The sequence below is a fragment of the Desulfoprunum benzoelyticum genome (genome assembly GCF_014201505.1).
In the GTDB taxonomy this organism is placed as follows: Bacteria; Desulfobacterota; Desulfobulbia; order Desulfobulbales; family Desulfocapsaceae; genus Desulfoprunum; species Desulfoprunum benzoelyticum.
In genome coordinates, this window is sequence record NZ_JACHEO010000004.1 from 111,127 (window position 1) to 136,190 (window position 25,064).

At 60.7% G+C, this 25,064-nt stretch carries 25 protein-coding genes; 16 read left to right on the forward strand and 9 right to left on the reverse strand.

Translation table 11 applies throughout. From position 1 onward, the window contains the following. The first annotated feature begins 98 nt into the window (after positions 1-98). The 4 genes from ilvY to HNQ81_RS05780 all read left to right on the forward strand — a co-directional run bounded on the left by ilvY (position 99) and on the right by HNQ81_RS05780 (position 3,908). The gene (gene ilvY, locus HNQ81_RS05765; protein WP_183349243.1) at positions 99-1,007 is read left to right on the forward strand and encodes an HTH-type transcriptional activator IlvY; all 909 of its coding nucleotides are present in this window, start codon (positions 99-101) and stop codon (positions 1,005-1,007) included. A 32-nt stretch (positions 1,008-1,039) separates the two neighbouring features. Then, positions 1,040-1,852, forward strand: a complete 813-nt coding sequence (gene surE, locus HNQ81_RS05770) for a 5'/3'-nucleotidase SurE (protein WP_240191651.1) — start codon at positions 1,040-1,042, stop codon at positions 1,850-1,852. Between the two features lie 270 nt (positions 1,853-2,122). Beyond that, positions 2,123-3,151, forward strand: coding sequence for an omptin family outer membrane protease (locus tag HNQ81_RS05775; RefSeq protein WP_183349246.1), 1,029 nt, complete (start codon positions 2,123-2,125; stop codon positions 3,149-3,151). After that, positions 3,135-3,908 carry a hypothetical protein gene (locus HNQ81_RS05780; protein ID WP_183349248.1) on the forward strand — a complete coding sequence of 258 codons (774 nt, stop codon included), beginning with the start codon at positions 3,135-3,137 and terminating at the stop codon, positions 3,906-3,908. The genes HNQ81_RS05775 and HNQ81_RS05780 overlap by 17 nt, the downstream gene beginning before the upstream one ends. 26 nt (positions 3,909-3,934) lie before the next feature. On the opposite strand, the gene pyrF is transcribed toward HNQ81_RS05780, so the two are convergent. After that, entirely contained in the window at positions 3,935-4,648 is a 714-nt protein-coding gene (gene pyrF, locus HNQ81_RS05785; protein WP_183349250.1) for an orotidine-5'-phosphate decarboxylase, read from the reverse strand. A gap of 570 nt (positions 4,649-5,218) precedes the next feature. Here pyrF and speA point away from each other — a divergent pair. Genes speA through speB form a run of 4 tightly spaced genes read left to right on the forward strand, consistent with a single transcriptional unit; the run spans position 5,219 to position 10,496 of the window. Beyond that, positions 5,219-7,144, forward strand: coding sequence for a biosynthetic arginine decarboxylase (gene speA / locus HNQ81_RS05790; protein WP_183349252.1), 1,926 nt, complete (start codon positions 5,219-5,221; stop codon positions 7,142-7,144). Between the two features lie 43 nt (positions 7,145-7,187). Continuing rightward, positions 7,188-8,405: a saccharopine dehydrogenase family protein gene (locus HNQ81_RS05795; RefSeq protein WP_183349254.1), complete on the forward strand. Its 1,218-nt coding sequence runs from the start codon at positions 7,188-7,190 to the stop codon at positions 8,403-8,405. 4 nt (positions 8,406-8,409) lie between these two features. Further along, entirely contained in the window at positions 8,410-9,591 is a 1,182-nt protein-coding gene (gene nspC / locus HNQ81_RS05800) for a carboxynorspermidine decarboxylase (protein WP_183349256.1), read from the forward strand. Beyond that, a complete protein-coding gene (speB, locus tag HNQ81_RS05805) occupies positions 9,588-10,496 on the forward strand; it encodes an agmatinase (RefSeq protein WP_183349258.1) in 909 nt (302 codons plus the stop codon). The genes nspC and speB overlap by 4 nt, the downstream gene beginning before the upstream one ends. Here the strand turns inward: speB and lspA are convergent. Continuing rightward, positions 10,460-10,996, reverse strand: a complete 537-nt coding sequence (gene lspA, locus HNQ81_RS05810) for a signal peptidase II (RefSeq protein ID WP_183349260.1) — start codon at positions 10,994-10,996, stop codon at positions 10,460-10,462. The genes speB and lspA overlap by 37 nt on opposite strands. 86 nt (positions 10,997-11,082) lie before the next feature. After that, positions 11,083-11,898 (reverse strand): enoyl-ACP reductase FabI, encoded by an 816-nt coding sequence (locus HNQ81_RS05815; protein ID WP_183349262.1) that lies wholly within the window; start codon positions 11,896-11,898, stop codon positions 11,083-11,085. A gap of 260 nt (positions 11,899-12,158) precedes the next feature. Here HNQ81_RS05815 and HNQ81_RS05820 point away from each other — a divergent pair, with 260 nt between their 5' ends. The 8 genes from HNQ81_RS05820 (at position 12,159) to lptC (ending at position 19,396) form a co-directional block, all read left to right on the forward strand. Further along, positions 12,159-13,814, forward strand: a complete 1,656-nt coding sequence (locus tag HNQ81_RS05820; protein WP_183349264.1) for a hydantoinase/oxoprolinase N-terminal domain-containing protein — start codon at positions 12,159-12,161, stop codon at positions 13,812-13,814. 115 nt (positions 13,815-13,929) lie between these two features. After that, entirely contained in the window at positions 13,930-14,124 is a 195-nt protein-coding gene (locus tag HNQ81_RS05825) for a hypothetical protein (protein WP_183349266.1), read from the forward strand. Between the two features lie 26 nt (positions 14,125-14,150). Next, positions 14,151-14,606, forward strand: coding sequence for a YqaA family protein (locus HNQ81_RS05830; RefSeq protein WP_240191650.1), 456 nt, complete (start codon positions 14,151-14,153; stop codon positions 14,604-14,606). Between the two features lie 91 nt (positions 14,607-14,697). Continuing rightward, positions 14,698-15,438, forward strand: a complete 741-nt coding sequence (locus tag HNQ81_RS05835; RefSeq protein WP_183349268.1) for a YkgJ family cysteine cluster protein — start codon at positions 14,698-14,700, stop codon at positions 15,436-15,438. A gap of 222 nt (positions 15,439-15,660) precedes the next feature. After that, positions 15,661-17,319: a CTP synthase gene (gene pyrG, locus HNQ81_RS05840; protein ID WP_183349270.1), complete on the forward strand. Its 1,659-nt coding sequence runs from the start codon at positions 15,661-15,663 to the stop codon at positions 17,317-17,319. After that, on the forward strand, positions 17,312-18,154 hold the full coding sequence (gene kdsA, locus HNQ81_RS05845; protein ID WP_183349272.1) for a 3-deoxy-8-phosphooctulonate synthase: 843 nt from the start codon (positions 17,312-17,314) through the stop codon (positions 18,152-18,154). The genes pyrG and kdsA overlap by 8 nt, the downstream gene beginning before the upstream one ends. 22 nt (positions 18,155-18,176) lie before the next feature. Further along, positions 18,177-18,821 (forward strand): KdsC family phosphatase, encoded by a 645-nt coding sequence (locus HNQ81_RS05850; RefSeq protein ID WP_183349274.1) that lies wholly within the window; start codon positions 18,177-18,179, stop codon positions 18,819-18,821. Beyond that, positions 18,818-19,396: an LPS export ABC transporter periplasmic protein LptC gene (gene lptC / locus HNQ81_RS05855; RefSeq protein ID WP_183349276.1), complete on the forward strand. Its 579-nt coding sequence runs from the start codon at positions 18,818-18,820 to the stop codon at positions 19,394-19,396. Before HNQ81_RS05850 ends, lptC begins: the two co-directional genes overlap by 4 nt. Here the strand turns inward: lptC and tsaA are convergent. The 6 genes from tsaA to HNQ81_RS05885 form a co-directional block, all read right to left on the reverse strand. Further along, on the reverse strand, positions 19,383-20,117 hold the full coding sequence (tsaA, locus tag HNQ81_RS05860) for a tRNA (N6-threonylcarbamoyladenosine(37)-N6)-methyltransferase TrmO (RefSeq protein ID WP_183349278.1): 735 nt from the start codon (positions 20,115-20,117) through the stop codon (positions 19,383-19,385). The two genes, lptC and tsaA, sit on opposite strands and share 14 nt — an antisense overlap. Before the next feature lie 20 nt (positions 20,118-20,137). Continuing rightward, a complete protein-coding gene (locus HNQ81_RS05865) occupies positions 20,138-20,533 on the reverse strand; it encodes a PaaI family thioesterase (RefSeq protein WP_205240183.1) in 396 nt (131 codons plus the stop codon). Between the two features lie 208 nt (positions 20,534-20,741). Continuing rightward, positions 20,742-21,347: a hypothetical protein gene (locus HNQ81_RS05870; RefSeq protein ID WP_183349280.1), complete on the reverse strand. Its 606-nt coding sequence runs from the start codon at positions 21,345-21,347 to the stop codon at positions 20,742-20,744. Position 21,348: 1 nt separating this feature from the next. Then, entirely contained in the window at positions 21,349-21,909 is a 561-nt protein-coding gene (gene amrA, locus HNQ81_RS05875) for an AmmeMemoRadiSam system protein A (RefSeq protein ID WP_183349282.1), read from the reverse strand. Beyond that, positions 21,910-22,953, reverse strand: a complete 1,044-nt coding sequence (locus HNQ81_RS05880; protein ID WP_205240182.1) for a 3-oxoacyl-ACP synthase III — start codon at positions 22,951-22,953, stop codon at positions 21,910-21,912. Between the two features lie 146 nt (positions 22,954-23,099). Further along, a complete protein-coding gene (locus tag HNQ81_RS05885) occupies positions 23,100-24,764 on the reverse strand; it encodes a response regulator (RefSeq protein WP_183349284.1) in 1,665 nt (554 codons plus the stop codon). Positions 24,765-25,064: the final 300 nt, after the last annotated feature.

The following is a 25,064-nucleotide window of genomic DNA, read 5'->3' on the forward strand; positions in this document are numbered from 1 at the left end:
GATATATTGGCAAAGATCTATTGCGTCAAGTGATTTGTTCGTGATACTGTATTGCATCTCTCGCAACAGAAAATCCCCACCTGCCCGTCCCATCGCCGATGGATATTCATGAACTGAAAATCTTCAGGCATCTGGCCCGTTCGCTCCATTTCGGCCGGACCAGCCAGGCCTGCAATATCACGCCATCCGGCCTCACCCGGACCGTTCAGCGCCTCGAGAACGAGTTGGGCCGTCAGCTGCTGCTCCGTGATCGACGGTCGGTCAGTCTCACCCCGGCGGGCATGATCTTCCGGGAGTATGCCGAAGAGGCGATCCAGCACTGGAGCAAGCTGCAGGCCAGTCTCGCCGGGAACAACACCCTCGCCGGCGAGATCTCCCTCTACTGTTCGGTGACGGCCATTCTCAGTATCCTCCCGGACATTTTTTCCCGCTTCCGCAAGGCCCACCCCGAGGTCCTGATTCACCTCCAGACCGGCGATGCGGCGATGGCGATCGGCAAGCTGCAGAACGGCGAGGCCGACATCGCGATCGCCGCCCTGCCGGATCACCTGCCGGAGTCTTTGGAGTTCATCGAGATTATCCGGACCCCGCTGATCTTCATTCGTCCCAGTCATTTCCCGGATTCGGTGGTCTATGACCATGGTTCCATCGATTGGCAGCAGACCCCGCTGATCGTGGCCGAACGCGGCCTGAGCCGGCAGCGGGCCGATCGCTGGTTCAGCGAGAAGGGCATCCAGCCCAACATCTATTCCCAGGTAGCCGGCAACGAGGCCATCATCGCCATGGTAGGCATGGGTTGCGGGGTCGGCATCGTTCCCCGGCTCGTTCTCGACAAGAGTCCCCAGCAGGACCAGGTCGCCATCCTCGCGGTCACGCCGGAGCTCGAACCGTTCCGTGTCGGCGCCTGCACCCTGGCCCGGAGTCGGCGCAACCCGGTCGTCCAGTCATTCTGGCGGATCATCGAGGCCGAGGTTGCGGCGAGGAAAGCCACCGCCACCACGTCCTGAACAACCTTCTCCCCACAAGGGGGTATCAAATCATGCCAATCACACCTGCCATGCCCTTGATCATGGTCACCAACGACGACGGGATCGACAGTCCCGGCATCGTGGCGCTGCGGGACGCCATGACCGCAGTCGGCCGCACGATCATGGTCGCGCCGGAACGCGACAATTCCGCCGTTTCCCACGCCCTGACGATGAATCGTCCCCTGCGCATCCGCCGACGGGGGCAGGACACCTATACCCTCGACGGGACCCCGACCGACTGTGTCGTGATCGGCCTCGGCAAGCTGCTCGAGACAAAACCCGATCTGCTGGTGTCGGGGATCAACCCCGGACCGAACCTCGGCGACGATATCTCCTACTCCGGCACGGTCTCGGCCGCCATCGAGGGCACAATGTACGGCATCCCCTCGGTGGCGTTCTCCCTGGTCGGCGAACCACCGTACGACTATTCCCTCGCCATGCGTATCGCGATCATGCTGGCGGAAGCGGTCCTGACCGACGGACTGCCGGACAACACCCTGCTCAATATCAACATTCCGGCAGGAAAGGCGTGCGCGGGAATGGAAATCACCCGGCAGGGGAGGCGGTTGTGGGAGAACAGCATCCAGGAGACCTTCGACCCCTGGGGTCGACGCCACTACTGGATCGGCGGCGGCACCCCGCTCCGGGACCATGGCGAAGACACCGATGTCGCCGCCATCCGCAAGGGACTCGTCTCCATCACCCCCATCCATCTCGACCTGACCAACCACACCGGGCTTCAGCTGCTGCGCAGAACCTGGAATCTCGGCAGGATGGAGGACAGGGTAAGGTCGGTCAACAGCGGCCACGAGGAAAATTCCTGATCGGCGCCGCCGGAGAAATCTATCGATTGATTTCATCGACATACCATTTATTTACCAATGACAACAAAGAGTTGCATCCACACCGGGCCATCACGGCAATCCTGCCTCGATCACTGGACCGGTTTTTCCTTTTCCGGATAGGTAAAAGTAGCTAGAATATTCTCAGGTTGATCGATTCAGAATTTCCGCCACCGGGAATGAGCGGGCGCGGGGTCGTGATTTCCACCGTCTCTTCACAACGCTACCCCAACAAAATCAGAGGAACCACCTATGCAAATGCTGACGAACAACAGGATTATCGCCTTCGGACTTGGGGTGATTATGGCGGCCGGCGCAGGGACGGCGACCGCATCGGACGGTGCGGTTCTGGGAGCTGGAGCAGGACCGGTAAGCAGTCCCGCACAGGCCCCGGTGACGTCGGCCAATACCGCGAACTATTCGCTGTCGATCGGCCCCGAATTGATGTCCGGCGACACCACCTACCGGATTGGCTACCCGGTAGTCGATCCCGCTGGTGTCGTGTACCAGGGCTATTTCCCGCTCAGCGAACTGGTCTGGCCCCTTGATTTCTGGCTGGCCAGGATTGACGGCCGGATCGCCTTCAACGACGAGTGGCGCATCAACGCCACGATTAAAAAGGACGTGAGCACCCCCGGCGACGATATGGAAGATTCCGACTGGATGACCCCCGCGCACCCTTCCCGCCTCGATATCTACTCCGAATCGGAGATCTCCAGTTTCGACGCCTTCATCTTCGATGCCGATATCGAGTGGTCGTTCCTCCGCCGCAACGGGCTGGCAGTGTATGCCGGGGTCGGCTATCTGTATCAGGATTTCGATTACGAGGCGAAACCCCTGTACCAGAATTCACCGTCAGGACTTCCAGGATTCGACTACTACGGGGACGGCCGGGTCGGCATTACCTACGACATGACCTACTCGATACCCTATCTCAAGCTCGGGGCGGATCTGCAGGTCGGTCCCAATCTGTCCCTCGAGGGCAGTGTCGCCTATTCGCCGATCGTCGAGGCCGAGGACACCGACCATCATCTGCTCCGTGAATACGGCGGCAAGATCAGCGCCGGCGATATGGATGGAGACGCCTTCATGCTCGACATTTCCGGTACATACACGTTCACCCCGGCCCTGTACATGGAACTCGGTCTGCAATACGTGAAAATCGAAGTCGACGGCAACCAGACCCAGGAATACGGCTGGGGTATCCCGATCGGCACCCTTGACGAAGAGTCTGAAAGCAGCCAGACATCGGTATTCGTTTCAGTTGGATACCTATTCTGAACACCGGTCCGGCCGGCACCTTGACCGATCCGGGGGCACCCGGTTCCGCCACCGCCCGCTGCTCTGTCTGGCCGCCATTTTCCTCTCGTCATGCGCCATGGCTCATGCCTGGTGCATGGCGGGCGCCGGTCCGGCCGCTGCCGAAATCGAATGGACGATTGAGCAGACCGGCACCGGCAGTGACCCGCACCAGCCAATTGTAATCACCTGCTCGGTATCCAACGATCTGACCCGGATTGCCGGGCCAAAGGAAACGATCCTGATCGACTACCCGGGCCGCCGCATCTACCGCATCGATCCGCCAGGCCAATCCTGCCGCAGCTACCCCTTCGGCCGCCCCCATCCCGATCTGCCGGCCGCCGCCGTCACAATCGCCGCCTCGACGACCGCCCCGGACCGTCAGCACATCAGTTTCGGCATGCAGCAGGCCCTTGCCCAGACCGCAGTGGCACCGGTAGCGCACTACTGGGGCCAGCAGTTTCCGTTCGCCACGGCCGAATACCGCACATCCCGCGATTATCCAGGCGTCGTTGCACTTATGGCCATTGCCGGCCGGCACCGCCGGGTTTTTCAACAATACCCGCTGCTGCGGCGGATCGATCCGGTCGGTCTTCTCGACCTGCTTGAAGGATTTCCCGTTTCCGGAAACATTTTCTCGCCCGCCGGCCAGACCATCATCACCGTGCTGTCGCCGCCAAAGCCGACTGCCATCCAATCGACTCTGCCTCCACCCGGAACCTGCATCGACATGGAGTAAAGTGCCGGAAAACCGCTTTTACCCACTCAGCCGCCGATAGCTGCAACGATATCTTCCTGCATCATCGCCAGGACCGCGGCCGGATCTTCGGCCCTGGTAATCGGCCGGCCGACGACCACATGACTTGCCCCTCCCCGGATCGCCATGCCGGCGGTGACGATGCGCTTCTGGTCATCCGATCCGTCCCGGACATTGGCCCCGGGGCGAATCCCGGGCGTGACGATCAGGAGCCGGTCGCCCAGACCGTCCCGCAACCGTCTGGCCTCGAGCCCGGAGGAAACGACACCGTCGCAGCCGAGTTCCAGAGCCCTTTTTGCCCGGTAATAGACCAGTTCCTCGATAGTGGCTGTCATCCCCATGGCTCGCATATCCTCTTCACCGAAGCTGGTCAGGACCGTGACGGCGAGCAGTTTCATATCCCCCCTCGCCGCTACGGCGGCGCGGACAATCGGGTCGTTGCCATGGACGGTGGCATAGGTCACGCCACGACGATTGACCTGTTCGACCGCCAGTCTGACGGTTTCCGGGATGTCGAAAAACTTGAGATCGAGCATGACCTTGTGGCCGCGATCGACCAGCCAGTCGACGATATCGAAACAGCCGGCCATAAAGAGCTGCAACCCGACCTTGAAAAAGCCGGTCCGGGATTCGCATTTCTTCACCATTTCCCTGGCCAGGTCAGGGTGCTCAACATCAAGGGCGACAATGATCCTGTCGCGCAGGGCAATCTCCACGCTCATCTTCTCCGTCCCGTTGCTCGTCGTTGCTCGTATTTCTCCTGCCGGATGAACCAGCCTGTCTTTACAACACCTGCCGAAAGCAATACCGTAAAAGACAGGAGACCGCCATCTCTTTGTTCCCGCTGCCATTACCGCCCGAGACCTCCTGCACATAATCAACCCCGGGATCAGAAAGACCAGGCAACCTGTCGTTGACACAGCGGCGCCAGTTGCCGGTTCACGCTCCTTCCTTTACCGATCAATCTTTATCGCTCCGTTCACCAGTGTCATCGCCGGTCTCCATGGATCATGGCTGGCCAACCGGTGCAGATCCATGGATTAATACTCAGAAAAAAGGTATACTCGCACGTATTGGTAAAGATGGCGATGCCTGTCGGACCTGACCGTGGTGGCGATCCTCTTATTCGGTTCCGGACGCACCCCTCGGCAACGCAGACTAATCACCTGGCGTGCTGAAAAAGACCTTGACTTTCTGTTCTTTTTTCATATTACTGGCAACCCGAAAATGTTGCGTGTCCCGCAACATGCCCCCTTCACCCTACCCCTATCCGCAACAGGTACGTATATATCATGTGGCAAGATTTTTATAAAAAAGAACAGTGGACAGTAGAAAAGGCCACACAGCTCTACGGAATCGACAAATGGGGCGCCGGTTACTTTTCCATCGATGAACACGGGGATGTGGTGGTCACCCCCTACGGCGCCGATCACGGCCCGAAGATCAGTCTGCACGAGATCGCCAGGGAGGTGGAGGAACGCGGCATGGCCATGCCGGTGCTGCTCCGCATCGAGAATATCCTCGGCTCGCAGATCAAGCTGTTGCACGAGACCTTCCGCAAGGTCATCAGGGAAAACAACTACGAAGGCGAGTACAAGGGGGTCTTCCCGATCAAGGTCAATCAGCAGGAAGAGGTCGTCGAAGCCATCACCCAGTTCGGCAAGGACTATAACCACGGCCTGGAGGCCGGCAGCAAGTCGGAGTTGATCGCCGCAATCTCGATGATGAAGAGCCGCAAGGCCTGCCTGATCTGCAACGGCTATAAGGATGAGGAGTTCATCGATCTCGGGCTGTATGCGATCAAGATGGGGTATCAGGTCTTCTTTGTCATCGAGGTCCCCGGCGAGGTCGAGCTGATCATCGAGCGCGCCAAATACCACAAGGTCGCCCCCAATCTCGGCCTGCGCATCAAACTGTCGACCCAGGCCGAAGGGCTGTGGACCGAGTCGGGCGGCGACGCCAGCGTTTTCGGGCTCGGCATGACCCACATCGTCGATGTCATCGACCGCCTCAAGGAAGAAAACATGCTCGACTGCCTGCAGCTCCTCCACTACCATATCGGCTCGCAGATCCCCAACATCCGCGATATCCGGGCCGGGGCGATGGAGGCCTGCCGCATCTACGAGGAGCTGGTCAACGAGGGGGCGAAGATGGGCTACCTCGATCTCGGCGGCGGTCTCGCCGTCGACTACGACGGCTCCAACACCAACTTCCACTCGAGCCGCAACTACTCGATCGAGGAGTACTGCAGCGACATCGTCGAGTCGATCATCACCGTGCTGTCGCGCCACGACATCCCCCACCCGACGATCATCACCGAGTCGGGCCGGGCCATCGTCGCCTACTACTCGGTGCTGCTGTTCAACATCCTCGACGTCTCCTCCTTCATGCCGCCGCCGATCCCGGAACAGCTCCCGCAATCGACCAATGACCTGCTCGAAAACCTGATGATCGCCTACGACATGGTGTCGCCGAAGAACATCCAGGAGTGCCTCAACGACGCCCTGTTCTACCGCACCCAGGCCCGCCAGCTGTTCAAGCACGGCCAGATCACCATCCGCGAGCGGGCCCTGGCCGAAAACCTGGCCCAGCACACCCTGATCAAGATCTCCAAACTTTCCCGCTACATGGAGCATATCCCGAAGGAGATCAAGGAGATCAACCGGCTGGTCTACGACATCTACTACGGCAACTTCAGCCTGTTCCAGTCGCTGCCCGACGTCTGGGCGATCGATCAGATCCTGCCGGTGATGCCGATCCACCGCCTGACCGAGCCGCCGTCGCGCTCGGCGATCATCTCCGATATCACCTGCGATTGCGACGGCAAGATCGATTCCTTTCCGGACTACTCGCACGAGAAGAACAGCATCATGCTCCACGACCTCAAGGACGACGAGGAGTACTATATCGGGGTCTTCCTGGTCGGGGCCTACCAGGAGACCCTCGGCGACCTGCACAACCTCTTCGGCGACACCAACGTCGTGTCGATCCATGTCAACGAGAACGGCAGCTATAAATTTCTCCGGGAACTGGAGGGTGATTCGGTCGCCGACGTCCTGTCCTACGTCGAGTACGATGTCAAGTCGCTGAAGAAGCGCCTCAAGCATATCGCCGAGGACGCGATCCACAAGGGCTATATCACCGCCAAGGAGCGCAAGTCGATCCTCAACGAGTTCGACGAGGGCCTGCGCGGCTACACCTATTACGAAAAAGAATGATGTCGGAGAGATATCTGACCATTACGAACTACAGGAGGAGACCATGTCACGGATACTGATCATAGGGGCCGGGGGGGTCGGCAACGTCGTCGCCAAGAAATGCGCCCAGCATCCCGAAGTCTTTACTGAGATCGTTGTCGCCAGCCGCACCAGGGCCAAGTGCGACGCCATCGCCGCCGAGATCAAGCAGCTGTACAACGTCACGGTGAAAACCGCCGAAGTCGACGCTGACAGCGTGCCGCAACTGGTGGCCCTGATCAATGGCGTCAAGCCGCAGCTGGTGATCAACGTCGCCCTGCCCTACCAGGACCTGACGATCATGGACGCCTGCCTCGAGTGCGGGGTCAACTATCTCGACACCGCCAACTACGAACCGCAGGACTCCGCCCATTTCGAATACAGCTGGCAGTGGGCCTACCAGGACAAATTCAGAGACAAGGGGCTGATGGCGGTGCTGGGCTGCGGCTTCGATCCCGGGGTCACCAACATCTTCTGCTCCTGGGCCCGGAAGCACCACTACGACAGCATACAGACCATCGACATCCTCGACTGCAACGCCGGTGACCACGGCCATCCCTTCGCCACCAACTTCAACCCGGAGATCAACATCCGCGAGGTCACCCAGACCGTGCGCCACTGGCGGGACGGCCGGTGGATCGAGACTCCGCCGATCCTCGACGACAACTGCGTTCACTTCAGCTTCGATTATCCCGAGGCCGGCCCGCGCGAGAGCTACCTCCTCTACCACGAGGAGATGGAATCACTGGTCAGGCACATCGATGGTCTGAAGCGCATCCGTTTCTGGATGACCTTCGGCCAGGCCTACCTCACCCACCTCAAGGTGCTGGAGAACGTCGGCATGACCCGGATCGACGCGGTCGATTACGAGGGTCACAAGATCATCCCCTTGCGCTTTCTCAAGGCCCTGTTGCCCGACCCCGGTTCGCTCGGCACCAACTACACCGGCAAGACAGTCATCGGCTGCATCTTCGACGGGGTCAAGGACGGCAGACAGAGCCGCAAGTATATATACAACGTCTGCGACCACGCCGAGGCCTTCCGCGAGGTCCAGGCCCAGGCGGTGTCCTACACCACCGGGGTGCCGGCGATGATCGGGGCGATGATGATGCTGACCGGCGAGTGGCAGGGGGCCGGGGTCTACAACGTCGAGCAGCTCGACCCCGACCGCTTCATGGACTGCCTGAACCGCTACGGTCTGCCCTGGCAGATCGTCGATTTCGACGGCCAGCTGCCGGATTAGAGCGATGACGACGAGCCTGGACGAGCGGTTGCGACACGATTTCCCGAAGGCCTTCACCGATCGGGTGGAAACCCCCTGCTACCTGCTCAGCGAGGACGTCATCGCCGCCAACTGCCGGGTCCTTGATCAGGTGCAGCAGCGGACCGGGGCCAAGATTCTCCTCGCTCTCAAGGCCTTCGCCCTGCCGGCCCTGTTCCCGCTGATCGCCCGCCGCCTGCACGGGGTCTGCGCCAGCGGCCCGATCGAAGCGCAGCTCGGTCGCGAGGACTTCGGCCGCGAGGTCCACACCTACGCCCCGGCCTATACCGCCGCCCAGATGGAGCGGGTGATCCGGTTCTCCGATCACATCGTCTTCAACTCGATCGCCCAGTGGCGCCGCCACCGGGAGGCGATCGCCGCCGGCGGCCGGCGGATCGAGGTCGGGCTGCGGGTCAACCCCGGCCACTCCGAGGTCGAGATCGATCTCTACAACCCCTGCCTGCCGGGGTCGCGCTTCGGCATCCCGGCGGCGGGGCTTGACGGCATCGACCTTGACGGCATCGACGGCCTGCACTTCCACGCCCTGTGCGAGCAGAACGCCGATGTCCTGGTCCGGGTCCTGGCCAGCTTCGAGCAGGGCTTCGGCCACCTGCTGCCGCGGCTGCGCTGGGTCAACTTCGGCGGCGGCCACCACATCACCCGCGACGACTACGACCTCGACCTGCTCTGCGCCACGGTCAGCGATTTCCGCCGCCGCCACGATCGCATCGCCGTCTACCTCGAACCGGGCGAGGCGGTCGTGCTGCACGGCGGGGTTTTCGTCACCACCATCCTCGACACCATCTCCAACGGCATCGATATCGCCATCCTCGACTGCTCGGCCGAAACCCACATGCCCGATGTCCTGGCCATGCCCTACCGGCCCCACATCCTCGGGGCCGGCCAACCGGGCGAGTTGGCCCACACCTACCGCCTCGGCGGCATCTCCTGCCTGGCCGGCGACGTCATCGGCGACTACTCTTTCCCGGTCCGGCTGCTCCCCGGCGACCGGCTGGTGCTGGCCGACATGGCCCTTTACTCCTTCGTCAAGAACACCACCTTCAACGGAGTCGAACTGCCGTCGCTCTACAGCTGCAGCCCGGCGACCGACCGGCTGACCTTGATCCGCCGCTTCGGCTACCCCGACTACCGGAGCCGCCTGGCATGAGTGACCAGACCCTCAATTTTCACGGCACCGACGTCCCGCCGTCGCTCCCGGAATCGGCCCTCTTCCACGTCATCCCGGCCCCCTACGAGGAATCGGTGTCATACGGCACCGGCACGGCGCACGGCCCACGGGCGATCCTCGAGGCCTCGGCACAGCTGGAACTGTTCGACGGCCGCTGCATCCCCGCCGACGCCGGCATCCACACCGCCGTCCCGGTCGACTGCGCCGGTCCGCCGCCACTGGTCCTGTCGCGAATCGAGGCGGCCGTCGGCCGCTGCCTGGCCCTGGGCAAATGCCCGGTGCTGCTGGGAGGCGAGCATACGGTGACGAGCGGCGCCATCGCCGCCCTGCGCCAGGCCCACGAGCGATTCGGGGTCATCCAGTTCGACGCCCACGCCGACCTGCGCGACTCCTACGAGGGCTCGCTCTTCAGCCACGCCTGCGTGATGCGGCGGGTCGCCGAGCAGGGCATCCCCATCCTCCAGCTCGGCACCCGCAGCTACAGTCTGGAGGAACAGCGCTACCGCCGCGACCACGGCATTGCCTACTACGATGCCGAGACGATCTGGCGTCAGGGGATCGGCACCGTCACCCTGCCGGCGGATTTCCCGGACAAGGTCTATATCACCTTCGATGTCGATGGCCTCGATGCGGCAGTCATGCCGGCCACCGGCACCCCGGTGCCCGGCGGCCTGAGCTGGTACCAGGCACTGTGGCTGATCGAGCGGATCATGGCCGAACGAGTCTGCATCGGCTTCGACGTCGTCGAGTTCGCGCCGCTGGCCGGCCTGCACGGCGCCGCCTTCACAGCCGCCCAGCTGACCTATGCCATCATGGGCTACCTGGTCGGCAGCCCGCGCAACCGGCGTTACTGGCGGCTGCCGGACCCGGCTCCTGGTCCCTGACCGCCGCCGTTTTCGCCACCACGCTGGAACCAGATCGCCCCCAGGGCGAACGAGCCGGTCAGGATCGCGACATCGGCGAGGTTGAAGATCCCGGTGCGGAAAGTGCCGAGACCGAAATTGAGGAAATCGATCACCCGACCGTCATGGAGCAGGCGGTCGAGCAGATTGCTCAGCCCCCCACCGAGAACCAGCAGCGCCGCAACCGCCATCGACCGGGGCAGCGATGCCCGCCACAGGACATAAACGATGCCGGGAACGATCAGCAGTGCCACTCCCCAGATCAACAGCAGGAAACGAAACTCCTCGGGCAGGCCGCCGAGCAGACCGAGAAAGCCGCCGCTGTTCTCGACATAGGCCAGGCGCAGGGTATCATGGAAGAGTGATAGCGGTGCAGCGGGATCAAGATGACGCCAGGCCAGCCACTTGCTCAGCTGGTCGCTGACCAGGATAGCCAGCAGCAGGGCGGTCAACCTCACCACCCTGATCGGTTGCAGGAGCATCAGCGGAGATCGGCGGTGCACAGGTCGCAACCGTTACACTTCCCCTTGCCGCCATGGAATGCGATCATCCCCCCTCCCCGGCCCCCTCAGCCGCCGACAGACTTGCTGACGATCTCCCGGTCGAAATAGTTGATCTCCATGCCGGCATCGACGACAATGGCCTGGGCGTTGATGCCGGACGACCGGCGCGACAACAGGAAGGCGGCGGTGTTCGCCACCTCCTCGATCCGCAGTGCCTGTTTGCGGGGAATGACCTTTTCCGCGAAGAGATAGCTGTCGACATAACCGGGAATACCGGCGGAGGCCGAGGTCTTCAACAGGCCGGGGGCGACGGCGTTGAAACGGATCCGGGAGAAGGACGAGAAGCTCTGGGCCAGAAAACAGAGCGACGAGTTCAACGCCGCCTTGATCGGCGCCATATAGCCGTAGTTCTCAGCCGCCATCCGCGTCGTCGAAATGGAGATCGTCAACATTGACGCATCGGGATCGAGAAGATCTTTGAAATGATTGGCAATACAGATAAATGAAAAACATGAGATATCGACGGCCTGGAGAAAATCCCGTTTCATCGTCTGGTGGAAGGGCTTGAATCCATCCGAGTAGTTGGCAAAGGCGATGGAATGGACGATGCCGTCCAGCCGTCCGCCTCCTTCCGCCCCGATCGCCGCGGCGATCTCGTCACGGACCCGGATGATATTGGCTTCATCCTCGACATCGCAGACAAACACCGGCATCCCCGGAAACAGTTTGCGGGCGGTCGCCCGCCGTTCTTCGGTGCGCACGACATGGATGACCTTGGCGCCCTCGGCCGCCAGCGCCCTGGCGATGGCGCAGGCCACTGATTTTTTGTTGGCCAGGCCGAAGACCACGAAGCGCCTGTTTTCCAGCTCGAGAAAGCCCATTGTCCCGTCTTCAGAGTAGGTCTTTGAAATTAACCACTTCCATCCGTTGCAGGATACACTACCCGGTAATACGAGACAAGCCGCAATCACCGTTGTAACCACCCTTCCCTCCTGCCGCCGGCCCCCACCGCCGGCGTTTTCCATTGTCCTTTCCTTCTTTATTACGGTATATGATCTGCAGGAATACGCCCCGGCAGACCATCTGCAGCGTCAGGCGGCCGCATCGTTGATCTCGAAAATCCCTACGAACATTACTGGGCATGCACACATATATTATCGGTATTGATACCGGCGGCACGTTCACCGATGCCGTCCTGATGGAGAGGGAAAGCGGCAGGATCGTCGCTGTCGCCAAGAAACCAACCACCCATCACCAGCTGGCGGACAGCACCGGTGCCGCCCTTGCCGCCCTGCTGCAGGGGGCTGGGATCCCGCTCGAAAAAATCGGCGCGGTGGCCGTCTCCTCGACCCTGGCCACCAACAGCGTCGTCGAAAACAAGGGAGCCCGGGTCGCCCTGCTCGTCATCGGCTACGTCAGGCACTTCAAACTCCCGGTCAAGGCAGTGATCTTCGTCAAGGGCGGCCACACCATCATGGGCGAAGAGGAGGAACCGCTCGAACTTCATTATCTTGTCAGCCTGATCCATGGCCTGAAGGATGAGGTCGATGCCTACGGCGTATGTGCGGCGATGTCGATGGTCAACCCGACCCATGAACTGGTGACGGCAAAGGCCATCGAGATGATCGATCCCAAGCCGGTGTTCTGTTCCCATCGCGTCAGCCAGACCGCGGGCATGCAGGAGCGGGCGGCGACCGCCGGCCTCCACGCCAAGTTGATGCCGATCATGGAGGAGTATATCACCGGGGTGCAGCAGGCGATGACCGCCCGGGGCCTGTCCTGCCCGATGGTCATCATCAGCGGTAACGCCGGGACCATTTCCTCCGACCGGGCCGTGGAACTGGCGGGCATGACAGTCGCCAGCGGCCCGGCCTGCACCGCCAGTTTCGGTGCCGAGCAAACCACCGCCAGCGCCCTCATCATCGATATCGGCGGAACCACTACCGATATCGCGATGATCAAGGACGGCCAGCCGCTGATGGCCACCGAAGGCTGCAAAATCGGGGGCTGGCGGACTCACGTCGAGGCCATCGACATGAGCACCGGCGGTATCGGCGGTGATTCACATGTCTCTATGAACGACAAGGGGCACCTCACCATCGGCCCCAACCGCGTCGTCCCCCTGGCGATGGCGGCAGACCTGCCGCCGATCGACGGCTGGTTCGGCAAGGAAGAGCGGAGCCGGCTCATCGTCTTTCGTCCCGAATCAAAAATGCCGGCGGAAGACAGGCTGACAACCTTCCTCCGCACCCAGGGCCAGGCAACCCCGGAGCAGATCCGACGGGCCACCGGCCTCAGCGGCGTTACCCTCGACCGGGATCTCGAAAATCTGGAGAGGTTGCAGCGGACCTACGAATGCGGCTTTACCCCGACCGACGCCCTGCATGTCCTTCACCGCATCGATCTGGGGGATCGCACCAGGGCCCTGGCCGGGGCCGCGATTCTGGCTCGGGAGATCGGCATGACCGCGGAGGCCTTCTGCGAGCTCGTCCTCAGGCGGACGGAAGAGCAGATCGAGAACCTCGTCATCGATCACCTCGTTCAGCATTACTGGGGCAATTCGCTGACCAGCTTCATCGCCGGCCGCAACGACCATCCGGTCCTCGGCGTCAACTTCTCGCTGAAGATCCCGCTGATAGGCATCGGCGCCGCCGCCCGGTACTTTCTGCCGGCGGTCGCCTCGAGGCTGGCGACCACGGTATCGTTCCCACAGTACTGCGAGGTTGGCAACGCCGTCGGGGCGGCCCTGATCTGCAAGCAGACCCTGGCCGACCAGACCAAACCGCCCGTGGTCTGAACCATACCGAGAGAGCGATGGGGAATACCGGCCATCCGGCAACCATGTTCATGACCACCAATTACCAGGCCTCACACATTGTGGGCACGACCGTCGCGGCCTCGGCGACGGTGATATGAACGAGCCGACCCCGGCGCCGCCGCCGTGCCCCTTGTGCAACGGCTGCGGCCAGATCTCCTCATTCAAGGGTGTCAGCCGGTTCCTGCTGACGACCGAAGAATGCCCGGCCTGCGGCGGTACCGGCCTCGACCTCGATGACGAGGAGCAAGTGGGCGAATCCCGGCAGCCGGGAAGTTCACGGGAGAAATGAAATCGCCATGGAGATGATCCGCTGATATGGATATCGCCGGGATGCTGTCGCCGCCCTATGGCCTGGTGTCGCTGTTCGGCCTCAGTCTTCTCGCCTCGACCCTGGTGCCGCTCGGTTCGGAATGGCTGCTGATTCTGCTCATCGTCGAGGGGTATCCTGCCCCGACCACCGTGGCGGTCGCCACTCTGGGCAATTCCCTCGGGGCCGTTACGACCTACCTGATCGGCATTTTCGGTTCCGACGTCCTCACCCGGCGGGTACTGCGGCTCTCCGCCCACGACCTCCACCGTGCCGGAACGATGTACCGCCGGTTCGGCGTCTGGTCGCTGCTGCTCTCCTGGGTTCCGATCGTCGGAGATCCCCTCTGCCTTGTCGCCGGGGCCCTGCGGACCCCCCTGCCGCTGTTCCTGGTCCTCGTCCCACTCGGCAAGGTCTGCCGCTATTCGGCACTGGCCTTTTTGACCCTGCAGGGCCTGCGCTGAGACATGCTGATTTCACCCCAGGGATGACAACCGGCCAAACAGCCGTATTATTATATTTCCAACCCAGCAATCACACACCATAGAGAACATAATGAAAAAAGCAGCTTACCAGACCATCATCGCCGAATTCGACCAATGGGGACAGCAATACGACCGTGTCTGCTCAATGGGATGCAGTGCCTGCTGTACCGAGAATGTCACCATTACCGCCCTCGAAGGAGAAAGAATCCTTGCCTATGTCATCAGCCGCGGGTTGGAGCAATGGCTGGCCGACCGATTGCGCCTGCCGGCCCACGTCGAACGGCCGCGAATGACCACCAACGAGTTCGCCCACGCCTGCATCAACCAACGGGAGGCCGATGCCGGGACCAACGAATCCCTGACCACCTGCCCCCTGCTTGAAGACGATGTCTGTCGAATCTATCCGGTGCGCCCGTTTGCCTGCCGCTGTTTCATCTCGACCGTTCGCTGTTCGGCGACGCAGCCGGCCGAGGTCGACGCCGATTATCTCACCGCCGGCACCGCCATGCTGCAGCTGATCGAGCACCTGGGACAAAAGGAGTACTGGGGCAACATTGTCGACGTCCTGCTGGCACTTCTCGATATCTCGGCCTACCGCCCGGTTGCCGAGGCCCTCGCCGATCCGTCGCGGATCATGCAGGGACGGCTCCGCACCATGACCGCCCGCCCTCTCCCCGGTTTTCTGTTCACCGAAGCCGAGGAGAGGGAACTGCGGCCGCTGCTGCAGGCCATCTTCACCACCCGCATCGGTGACCTCACGGTCGAGGACATCCTCAACGGCAGAACAGAGGCCACCGCTTCGTCCAGCTGACAAAAAATGCATCCGACACCTGAAACCACCTCCGAAACCGAGCACATGACCGTCCTGCTGCCGGCCGCGAGAACGCCAAGGCCAAACTGAAATCGGCGGAGGATCGAAAAAGATGCGGCCGAGGCGGAAACGGCGGCCGCCTATCGCATATTCAGCCATAATTTCAGCGGTGCTTCCGGCTTTTCTATTCCAAAAAAGGGGTGCCATTGCTATAGTAGCGCCATGAAAACACCACAGACCAGCAAACGGACCAAGTTCATTTTCGTCACCGGCGGCGTTCTTTCCTCCCTGGGCAAGGGGCTCGCTGCAGCCACCATCGGGGCACTTCTCGAGTGCCGGGGGCTCACCGTCACCTTCCAGAAACTTGACCCCTACATCAACGTCGACCCCGGGACGATGAACCCGTTCCAGCATGGCGAGGTCTACGTCACCGACGACGGCGCCGAAACCGATCTCGACATGGGACATTACGAGCGCTTCACCAACGCCGTAATGTCCCAGAAAAACAACTACACCACCGGCCGCATCTATTATTCGGTCATCACCAAGGAAAGGCGCGGTGAATACCTCGGCGGCACCGTACAGGTCATCCCCCATATCACCGACGAGATCAAGGCGGCCATCCTCCAGCTTGACGGCTGCGCCGATTTCGCCATCATCGAGATCGGCGGCACGGTCGGCGACATCGAGGGCCTGCCCTTCATCGAAGCTATCCGCCAACTGCGAACCGACCTCGGTCGGGAATACTCGCTGTTCATCCACCTGACCCTGGTCCCGTACATCAAGACCGCCGGCGAGGTCAAGACCAAGCCGACCCAGCACTCGGTCCGCGAACTGCGGGCGGACGGGATCCAGCCGGACATCCTGATCTGCCGGACCGAGGTCCCCCTCGAGGACAGCCTCAAGGCCAAGATCGCCCTGTTCTGCAATGTCCAGAAGGATGCGGTCATCACCGGTATCGATGTCGAGACCATCTATGAGATGCCTCTCCACTTCTATCGCGAGGGCCTGGACGCGAAGATCCTCGAACTGCTCAACGTCTGGACCGGTCAACCCAATATCAAACCGTGGGAAGACCTGGTCCACACCATCAAGCACCCGAAAAACGAGGTGACGATCGCCATCACCGGCAAGTACGTCGAGCTCACCGAATCGTACAAGAGCCTGCATGAGGCCTTGATCCACGGCGGTCTGGCCAACGGCACGAAAGTCAGGCTGCGCTACATCAGCGCCGAAGACCTCGAAGAGAAAGATCCGGCCGAACTGCTCGACGGCTGCACCGGTATCCTCGTCCCCGGCGGCTTCGGCAAACGCGGCGCGGAAGGGAAGATCAGGGCCATCTCCCACGCCCGGAGCAACAAGATTCCGTTCTTCGGGATCTGCTTCGGTATGCAACTGGCGGTCGTCGAGTTCTCCCGCCATATCGCCGGTCTTGCCAATGCCAATTCGACCGAACTCGATTCTGCCTCCCCCGATCCGGTGATCTACCTGATCAAAGAGTGGTTCGACTACCGCACCAACCAGATGCAGGTCCGGGACGAAACCTCCGATATGGGCGGAACGCTGCGGCTCGGCGCCTATCCCTGCGTCCTCAAGGAAGACACCCATGCGGCCCGGGCCTACGGGCAGGCGGAAATCTCCGAGCGGCACAGGCACCGCTTCGAATTCAACAACCTGTACCGGGAACAACTCGAGGCCTGCGGCCTGGTGGTTTCTGGGGTCTCTCCCGACAACAATCTAGTTGAAATCGTCGAGATAGAGGACCATCCCTGGTTTCTCGGCTGCCAGTTCCACCCCGAGTTCAAGTCCAAACCGATGCACCCCCATCCCCTGTTCCGTGATTTCATCAGTGCCGCCTTGACCAAGAAAAACAATGGGTGAACAGTTGGTAGCACCCATTGCCATCGATCATCCGACCGAGGCGCCGATCCTGGTCGGCAGCGGCCAGCCGCTACTGCTGATCGGCGGGCCGTGCGCCCTCGAGTCCGAACAGCTCGCCCGCCAGGTCGCCGGCACCCTGAAGGCAATCTGCGCCCGACTGGGAATCAGGTATGTCTTCAAGGCCTCCTTCGACAAGGCCAACCGCACCTCGCTTCGATCCTACCGCGGCCCCGGGATCACGGAAGGGCTGGCCATTCTTTCCCGGATCCGCCATGAGCTGGGGGTGCCGGTCATATCCGATATCCATGATGTGTCCCAGGTCGACAGGGCCGCCGAGGTCCTCGACATCCTGCAGATTCCGGCCTTTCTCTGCCGCCAGACCGACCTGCTCGTCGCCGCCGCCGAAACCGGCAAGCCGGTCAACGTCAAGAAAGGCCAGTTCGTCTCCCCCTGGGATATGGAGAACGCCGTCAACAAACTGCGCGGCGCCGGCGGGAGCAGGATCATGCTGGTCGAACGGGGGGCGACGTTCGGGTACAATAACCTCGTGGTCGATATGCGGTCGCTGCCGGTCATGCGCTCGTTCGGCTGTCCGGTGATCTACGACGCGACACATTCGGTCCAACTCCCCGGCGGGGCCGGCGGCTCATCCGGGGGGCAGCGGGAGTTCATCGTGCCGCTGGCCCGGGCGGCGATGGCGGTCGGGATCGACGGGCTGTTCATCGAAATCCATCCGCAACCGGAAAAGGCTCTCTGCGACGGTCCAAACTCTCTGCCCCTCGACGGCATCGAGCCGGTTCTCGCCCAGCTGCTGAGGATCCGGGCCGCCCTCTGAAATCAGGAAACACCGCATCGCAATGACCAGCCCATGCTCACCCGCCAATCCAGGCGCCTATCCGTCCGACTGCGAGATTACCGAGGGTTACCGCACCCTCGCCCGCGAACGGACCCAGCGCGCGGACAGCAGCCGCGACAATCTTCTTGTCCGCGACAAGGCCAAGGAAATACAGGTACTGTTGCTGGATGTCGACGGCGTAATGACCGACGGCACCATCCACTATTCAGGCGGCGAGGTCGAAGGGAAAAGCTTTCATACCCAGGATGGTTTCGGCCTCAGGCTGCTGCAGGAAGCCGGCATCGAGGCCGGCCTGATCACCGCCCGCCGGTCGAAGGTGGTGACACGCCGGGCCAGTGAACTGAAATTGCGCTACACCTTCCAGGGATCTTCAAACAAGCTGGCAACATTGAACGAGATCCTCAAGACCTCCGGGTTCAGGCCCTACCAAATCGCCTACATGGGAGACGACTGGCTCGATCTCTGCCTGCTGTCACGGGTCGGCCTGGCCCTCGCCCCGGCCAATGCCGTTGCCGCCGTCAAAGAGACCGCCCATTATGTCACCTCGCGGCCGGGAGGGGCAGGGGCGGTGCGCGAGGCCTGCGAGGTCATTCTGGAAGCGAAGGGACTGCTTACCGGTTTGCTGCAACGGTACCTGAGCCGATGATCAGTCAACGCAACCTCCTGTGGCTGGTGCCGCTGGTCCTGCTCGTCACGTTCCCGCTGTGGCGGATCCCCCTGGCCTCCTTTCTCACTCCGCGCGGCGGTTATGACCCGGCCTACGCCAACGTCGACAACGAGACCCACAATTTCACCATGGACAAGGTCCGGGTCCAGCAGATCCACAGCGGTAAAAAGTCGGCGGAAATACGAGCGGAAAACGCCCGGACGGGCGACAAGCCCGATGAGTATATGATGACCGGAGTCGATACCGACATCTATGACAATGAAGGCGAGATCACCAACATCACCGCCGACCGGGGGTTGTACAACGTCGAGACCAAGCAGCTCACCCTGATCGACAACGTCGTCATCAACAAGACCAAGGACAAACAGAGCCTGTATACCGATCTGCTCTACTATGACGATGAAAAACGGACGGTCTGGTGCCCGGGGGCGACCAGACTGGTCGCCGAAGATGCCGAGATTCATGGAGGCAGCCTCCGCTACGACGTCGAAACCGGCCAGTACGAGATCGGCGGTCGGGTGCGCAGTGTCATCGAAGGTTTCAGCCGGCCGTAACCTGCCGACAGCTCAGCACCAGAAAATCTTTCTCCCTCGCCTGCCAGCGGACATTGACATCCCAGAGCTGCATGCCGAATTCCCGTCCCGTCTCCTTCTGACTGGCAGGACGCGGGTCCTGTTTCAGGATCTGGCCAATCAACCGGAGAATATCCCGTCCGTACTCGTTCCGATAGTTCATGCCAAAGGCGACAACCTCTTCGCTGAAGCTCACAGCCACCGAGGCCGGGATCGTCATCGCATATCCGCTTGTCGCCTCGGTGATCCGATCGCTGTAGGGCAGATACGGCTTGATATCGACCACCGGCGTCTGATCGAGGAGATCGATCCCGCCAAGCTCAAGGAGGATCTTGCTGTTTTCGAAACGGAGGGCCAGGAGCCGGACGACGGACAGACCAAGAAAGTTCGGACGGTGCGGGCTGCGGCTGGCAAAAACCCCCACCCTGGTCCGACCGCCGAGCCATGGGGGCCGGACCGTATTCTTCCAGCCTTCGACAAGGGTCCCGTGAAAGATGAAGTGGAGCCAGAGGTGAGAAAATCTTTCCAACCCTTTGAACATCTCTCGACGATCAAAGGGGGGAAGGATCTCCAGGGTCGCCTTCGCCTCTGCAACCAGTCCCGGCTGTCGCGGAATCCCGAATTTTTCGGTAAAACAGGAATGGATGCGACCAATCGGGGTGAGGGTCCATCCTTCCCCCGGATTTTCCGGATCAATCGTCATCCCCGTTCTCTTCCACCGTCTCAGGGCAATGTGACGTAGTCCGGATCATCCGGAGATCCAACGACGCCCCATTCCTGCTCCCGATGGTCGAAATCGGCGATCTTGCCGATGTCCATCTTGAGGTATTTTCCCTTCGCCTCTATCGCCACCGTTCCATCGTCGAGGATGATCTCGCCGGTGCCCTCAAAGCCTCTTTTGCCGTCCCTGACGATCCGGCCGACCACCCGGACTTCATGGTCTATCGGTACCGGCTTGCGCAGACGCATCGAAAAATCGACGGTCACCCCCCAGATATTATCGGAGTACGCCTGCATGATGGCCCGCCCGATGGTTTCATCGAGGATGGTGGCAGCGATCCCCCCGTGCAGCCGTCCAGGATATCCCTGGTGTTCCGGCGACGGCTGAAATATCGCCATGAGCTCGCCATTATCCAGCTCATAGAACCGGCATTTCAATCCGAACGCATTCTTCAGGCCGCAGACAAAACACATCTTTGAATTCGGCTGCTTTTTTTTGACGTTGACCTGCATAGTCATCACTGTATTGAGTTGAAACGAGTTGGATGCACACCGGATCCCGGTCTGCCAGGGCCGGCGCGCCCCCGGTTTTCAGCCGTCCAACCGGTCAGGTGAGGGTTGGGGGTCCTTTGACCAGCATCTCGGCGATGGTCATTCTGATCCTGGGGCGAGGGCTGTGGAGTCCCTGCAGCAGTTCGCTCTCCAGCATGACCAGTAGCTGAAGCAGTTTGGTCCGATCGACGAAGGGGACTCCGGCATCATTTTCCCTGCCCCTGACGACTTCCTGGCAGCGGTAGCAACCGGGAAAGGACAACCGCCTGCCGTCCGGCAGCGTCATCACCGCCGGCACCCCATGTGTCCTGCAGACCAATAACCGATAGGGGTACAGGACGCAGAGCCCATTTTCGTTCAGCGGGCACATGACGACCGGCCTTCGTCCGTGCGCCAGCTCCTCCCGACAGACCCGGACCACCTCTCCGGCCCGGTCAAGGATATTCTTCTGCCGTACCGGGGGCAGTTCTCTCAAACCTTGCCACAGGTAGGCCCATTCGACATAGGTATAATGGAGAAAATACGAGTCACAGCAATTGTCCGGACACCCTGAACAGCTGAACTGCAGCTGCCGGGCCACCTCATCATAATCCTCCTCCAGGGCCCGATAGATATTTTTGAGCCGCTGGACCAGTGGCTCAGGAAGCGGAAGCTCGTTCAACTCATTCCTCCTCAAAACTCTGAACCCTGTAGATAAGGATCTCCGGTTGCGAATGCCGCCACGCCAAACCGCTCAACCCCGCTTTCCGGCACAGGTGATAGAGAAAATTTTCCGGATCCGGCAGCTGCTGCCAGACCTGAGGCAGAAACGTCGCTCCGGCCGTGCCGCTGCGCAAAATCACCCCATCCAGCCCTGGTTGCAGCTTGGCCAGGAGATCGTCGGCATCGGAATATTCGAGCGGCACCGCAGGACCAAGGATCGAGATGTCGATATGTACTTCATCAATCTCCTCGGCCGTCAGCGGCGGAAAACGGAAGTCGTTAAAGGCGGCGTTGAGGGCGTTGTCCCTGACCCCCTGCCACAGCGGTCCGACCGGTTCGAGGTTGCCGATACAGCCACGCAATCGTCCCCGCTTTTTCAGGGTGACAAAGACGGCCCTCTGCTGCTGCAGGTCCCTGTAGTCGTCGCCGCATTCCGGAGCCTCACCGCGACCGAGCCGGGAGGCGATGGTACGGCGGGCCAGTTTCAGCAGGGTCTGCCCCTGTTCGTTCGTGAATTCCATCTATTGCCCCCAATCCACCCCGAGCATCATACAGTTGATGCCGCTGCCGATCCCCAGCAGAGCCGCTTTCTGTCCCGGTTTGAATGCCTCCTGCTCCATCGCCATGGCCATGGTGATCGGGGCTGAGACCGAACCGACATTGCCCAGCGTTTCCAGGGTTTCAAAATTCTTACCGCTATCGAGTCCGAGGCGTTCAAACAGCAGCCGTGCATGGGCCGTTCCGACCTGATGACAGAAAAACCGATCGACATCCTCCCCCCCCCATCCAGGAACACTGGAGAAAATCTGCCACGTCCGCCAGGCTGCCTCGACCCCGCGGTGCATCAACTCCTCCGAGTTGGTCTCCATCAATGTCGTCCTGGCTCCATGCTGATTGCCATGGCACAGGTCGGAATGTACCGTGCTCGCCCTCCAGCTCCCGTGCACCAGACGGCATCGCCGCTCGTCGGCGCCGGCCCGCTCCATGACCAGAGCGATCGATCCGGAACCGATCGTCAGAGAGGCAAATGCCGGCTTGATCGCCTTCCGGCTCAGGCTCGTGTCCCGGACGAGGGTTTCCATCGTCGATTCCAGCAACTCTTCGGCGGTCTCGCCCGAGACGACAAGCCCGTTACGGACCTGACCAAGCTCGATCATATTGGCCAGCATGACCATGCCATCAAGAAAACCCAGACAGGCGTTTGAGATATCGAAAATCAGACAGGTCGGCGACAGTCCAAGACCGAGGTGGACAAACGAGGCGGTGGCCGGTTCCATCATGTCCCGCGACACGGAGGTGAAGATCAGGCACTCGATGCGCGCCGGATCCCAGCCCCCCTTCTCGAGAGCAATCCGTCCCGCCATGATCGCCGCCTCGCTCGGTTTCGTCCCCGGAGGCCACAGGCGCCGCTCCTGAATGCCGGTCATCAGTTCGAGACGTCCCGGCGTCAGACGCAACCGGTCATACAACGGGGCAAGGCGGTTTTCAATCTCCGCCGAGGTCAGGATTCTAGGCGGGAGCTGATAACCGAAGGTATCAAGACAGACTCGGGAATACTGCAGCATGATGGACAAGCTCTGGCGTTTGATGGAAGGGGCTGGCGGCGCTGGACAGACAGACCATTTTTACAGGAAAGATCGATTCTCGTCGAATTTTGGTGGAATATCAGCTCGGCGCGCTGTCGCTAGACGGGAAACACAAGATATTCCCCTTATTCGAACAACGCCAGTTTCTCGTGCAGCGAGGCCTCGGTGATCGGCCGCTGCAGGTAGGCGTCAAGACCGTTTTCGACAAACCTCTGACCTTCATCCGGGGCCAGGGAGCCGATCCCGAGAATGTAGGAATGCCGCCCGGAATAACCCTCCAGCTTCCTGATAATCCGCGTCACCTCCAGGCTGTCACCCTGAGACATCTGGGTATCGAGCAGGATCAGATCGAAATTGGCGAGAGAAGCCTCATACATCGCCGAGCGGCCGGTTTCGGCAATCACGACATTCCACCCGGACTCGATCAGAGAGCTGACGATGAAGTTCTGGCTCGCCGGATCATTGTCGATCACCAGGGCCCTGTTGGTAAGATATTTAACCAGGATATCGATAAGATCGGACTTCTCCACCGGCTTGGTCAAATAATCATCCATACCGGCCTGCAGACATTTTTCACGGTCACCCTGCATCGCCAGGGCGGTCAGGGCGATGATGCACTGATGGCCGCCATGCTGTCGTTCGTGATCGCGGATTTTACGTGTCGCCTCAAGACCGTCCATCACCGGCATCTGCACATCCATCAGAATGACATCATAACAACTTTTTTTTGCCTCCCGCACGGCCAGTTGACCATTTTCAACCGCGGTCACCTCCACACCGGCCTGCCGCAGCAGCGTTTCGGTCAGAACCCGGTTGATCGGCTCGTCTTCGGCGAGCAGAATCTGCGCCCCACGCAGGGCGTATACTGCCTTTTCTTCGGGAATCTCGTACGACTGGTGGTCCAGCTCATCAAACGCGTCGATATCGGTGACTTCCTTCACCGGCACGGTAAACCAGAACGTCGAGCCCTTTGAGCCGCTTTCAAGTCCAATCTCGCCCCCAAAGAGCCTGACAAGCTGGGATGAAATGGTCAGACCCAGACCGACCCTCCCGGTCGCCAGGGCACTCTCCGAACCGACCTGATGGAAGGTGTTGAGGATCTCCTTGCGCCGTTCAGGTTTGACGCCGATTCCGGTATCGGTGACTGCAAACTTCAGGATCAACATCCCGTTGTCGTCGTAACCGTCATTGGAAACCCGGATCGTCACGCTGCCTTTTTTGGTGAACTTGATGGCGTTGGCGACCAGATTGGTCAGAATCTGGACCAGGCGGATCGGGTCGGAATGAATAAAGAGCGGGACATCGCGATCTATTTCACACATCAGGGCGATATTCTTATCCCTCGCCGACAGGTCCAGCAGGTAGAGGTCGAGATCAAGACTTTCTTTCAGGTTGAAATCCTGAAGGTCGAGGACGAGACGACCGGCCTCGATCCGGGAAAAATCAAGGATGTCGTTGACGACATCAAGCAGGCGATCGACTGATTCATCGACCATTTCGAGGTACTGCCGCTGTTCCGGAGCCAGATCGCTCTCCAGAACCAGTCCGGTCATGCCCATGATGCCGTTCATTGAGTTCCGTAACTCATGGCTCATGTTTTCAAGAAATTCAGCCTTGAGGCGGTTGGCATTTCTGGCCTGCTCGAGAGCTGCCTGCAGTTCGCGCGTCCTTCTCTTCACCTCTTCTTCGACCAGCGCATTTTCGACTGTTCCGCCGGGGCGCTCGCCAGTGAGAATCGATAGTTTTACTTTTTCACGGAGAAAGGCGTTGGCTTTCTGCTGAGCACTCATTTGTTCATGCAGATCCTGTATCTGCTGCTGAAGTCTTCTTGTCTCTGACACCGACGAACCTCCCCTTGCGCTGGTTATATGGATTCCCCCCCATCTTCCAACTGAGACATGACTTTTTCCAACTTACCAGAATATGCAAAAAGGTACAGAACAAACATTGACTTATGGCCGACGTACGGCAGAAGAGCAGAATCTGTCAATATGAAAGCGGGTGGATGGAACGGAGAGAGGCAGGGATGAAAAAATGGCGAAGCCTGCAGTATCTCCTGCGATCTCAGATATAACGATGGATTCAGTGGA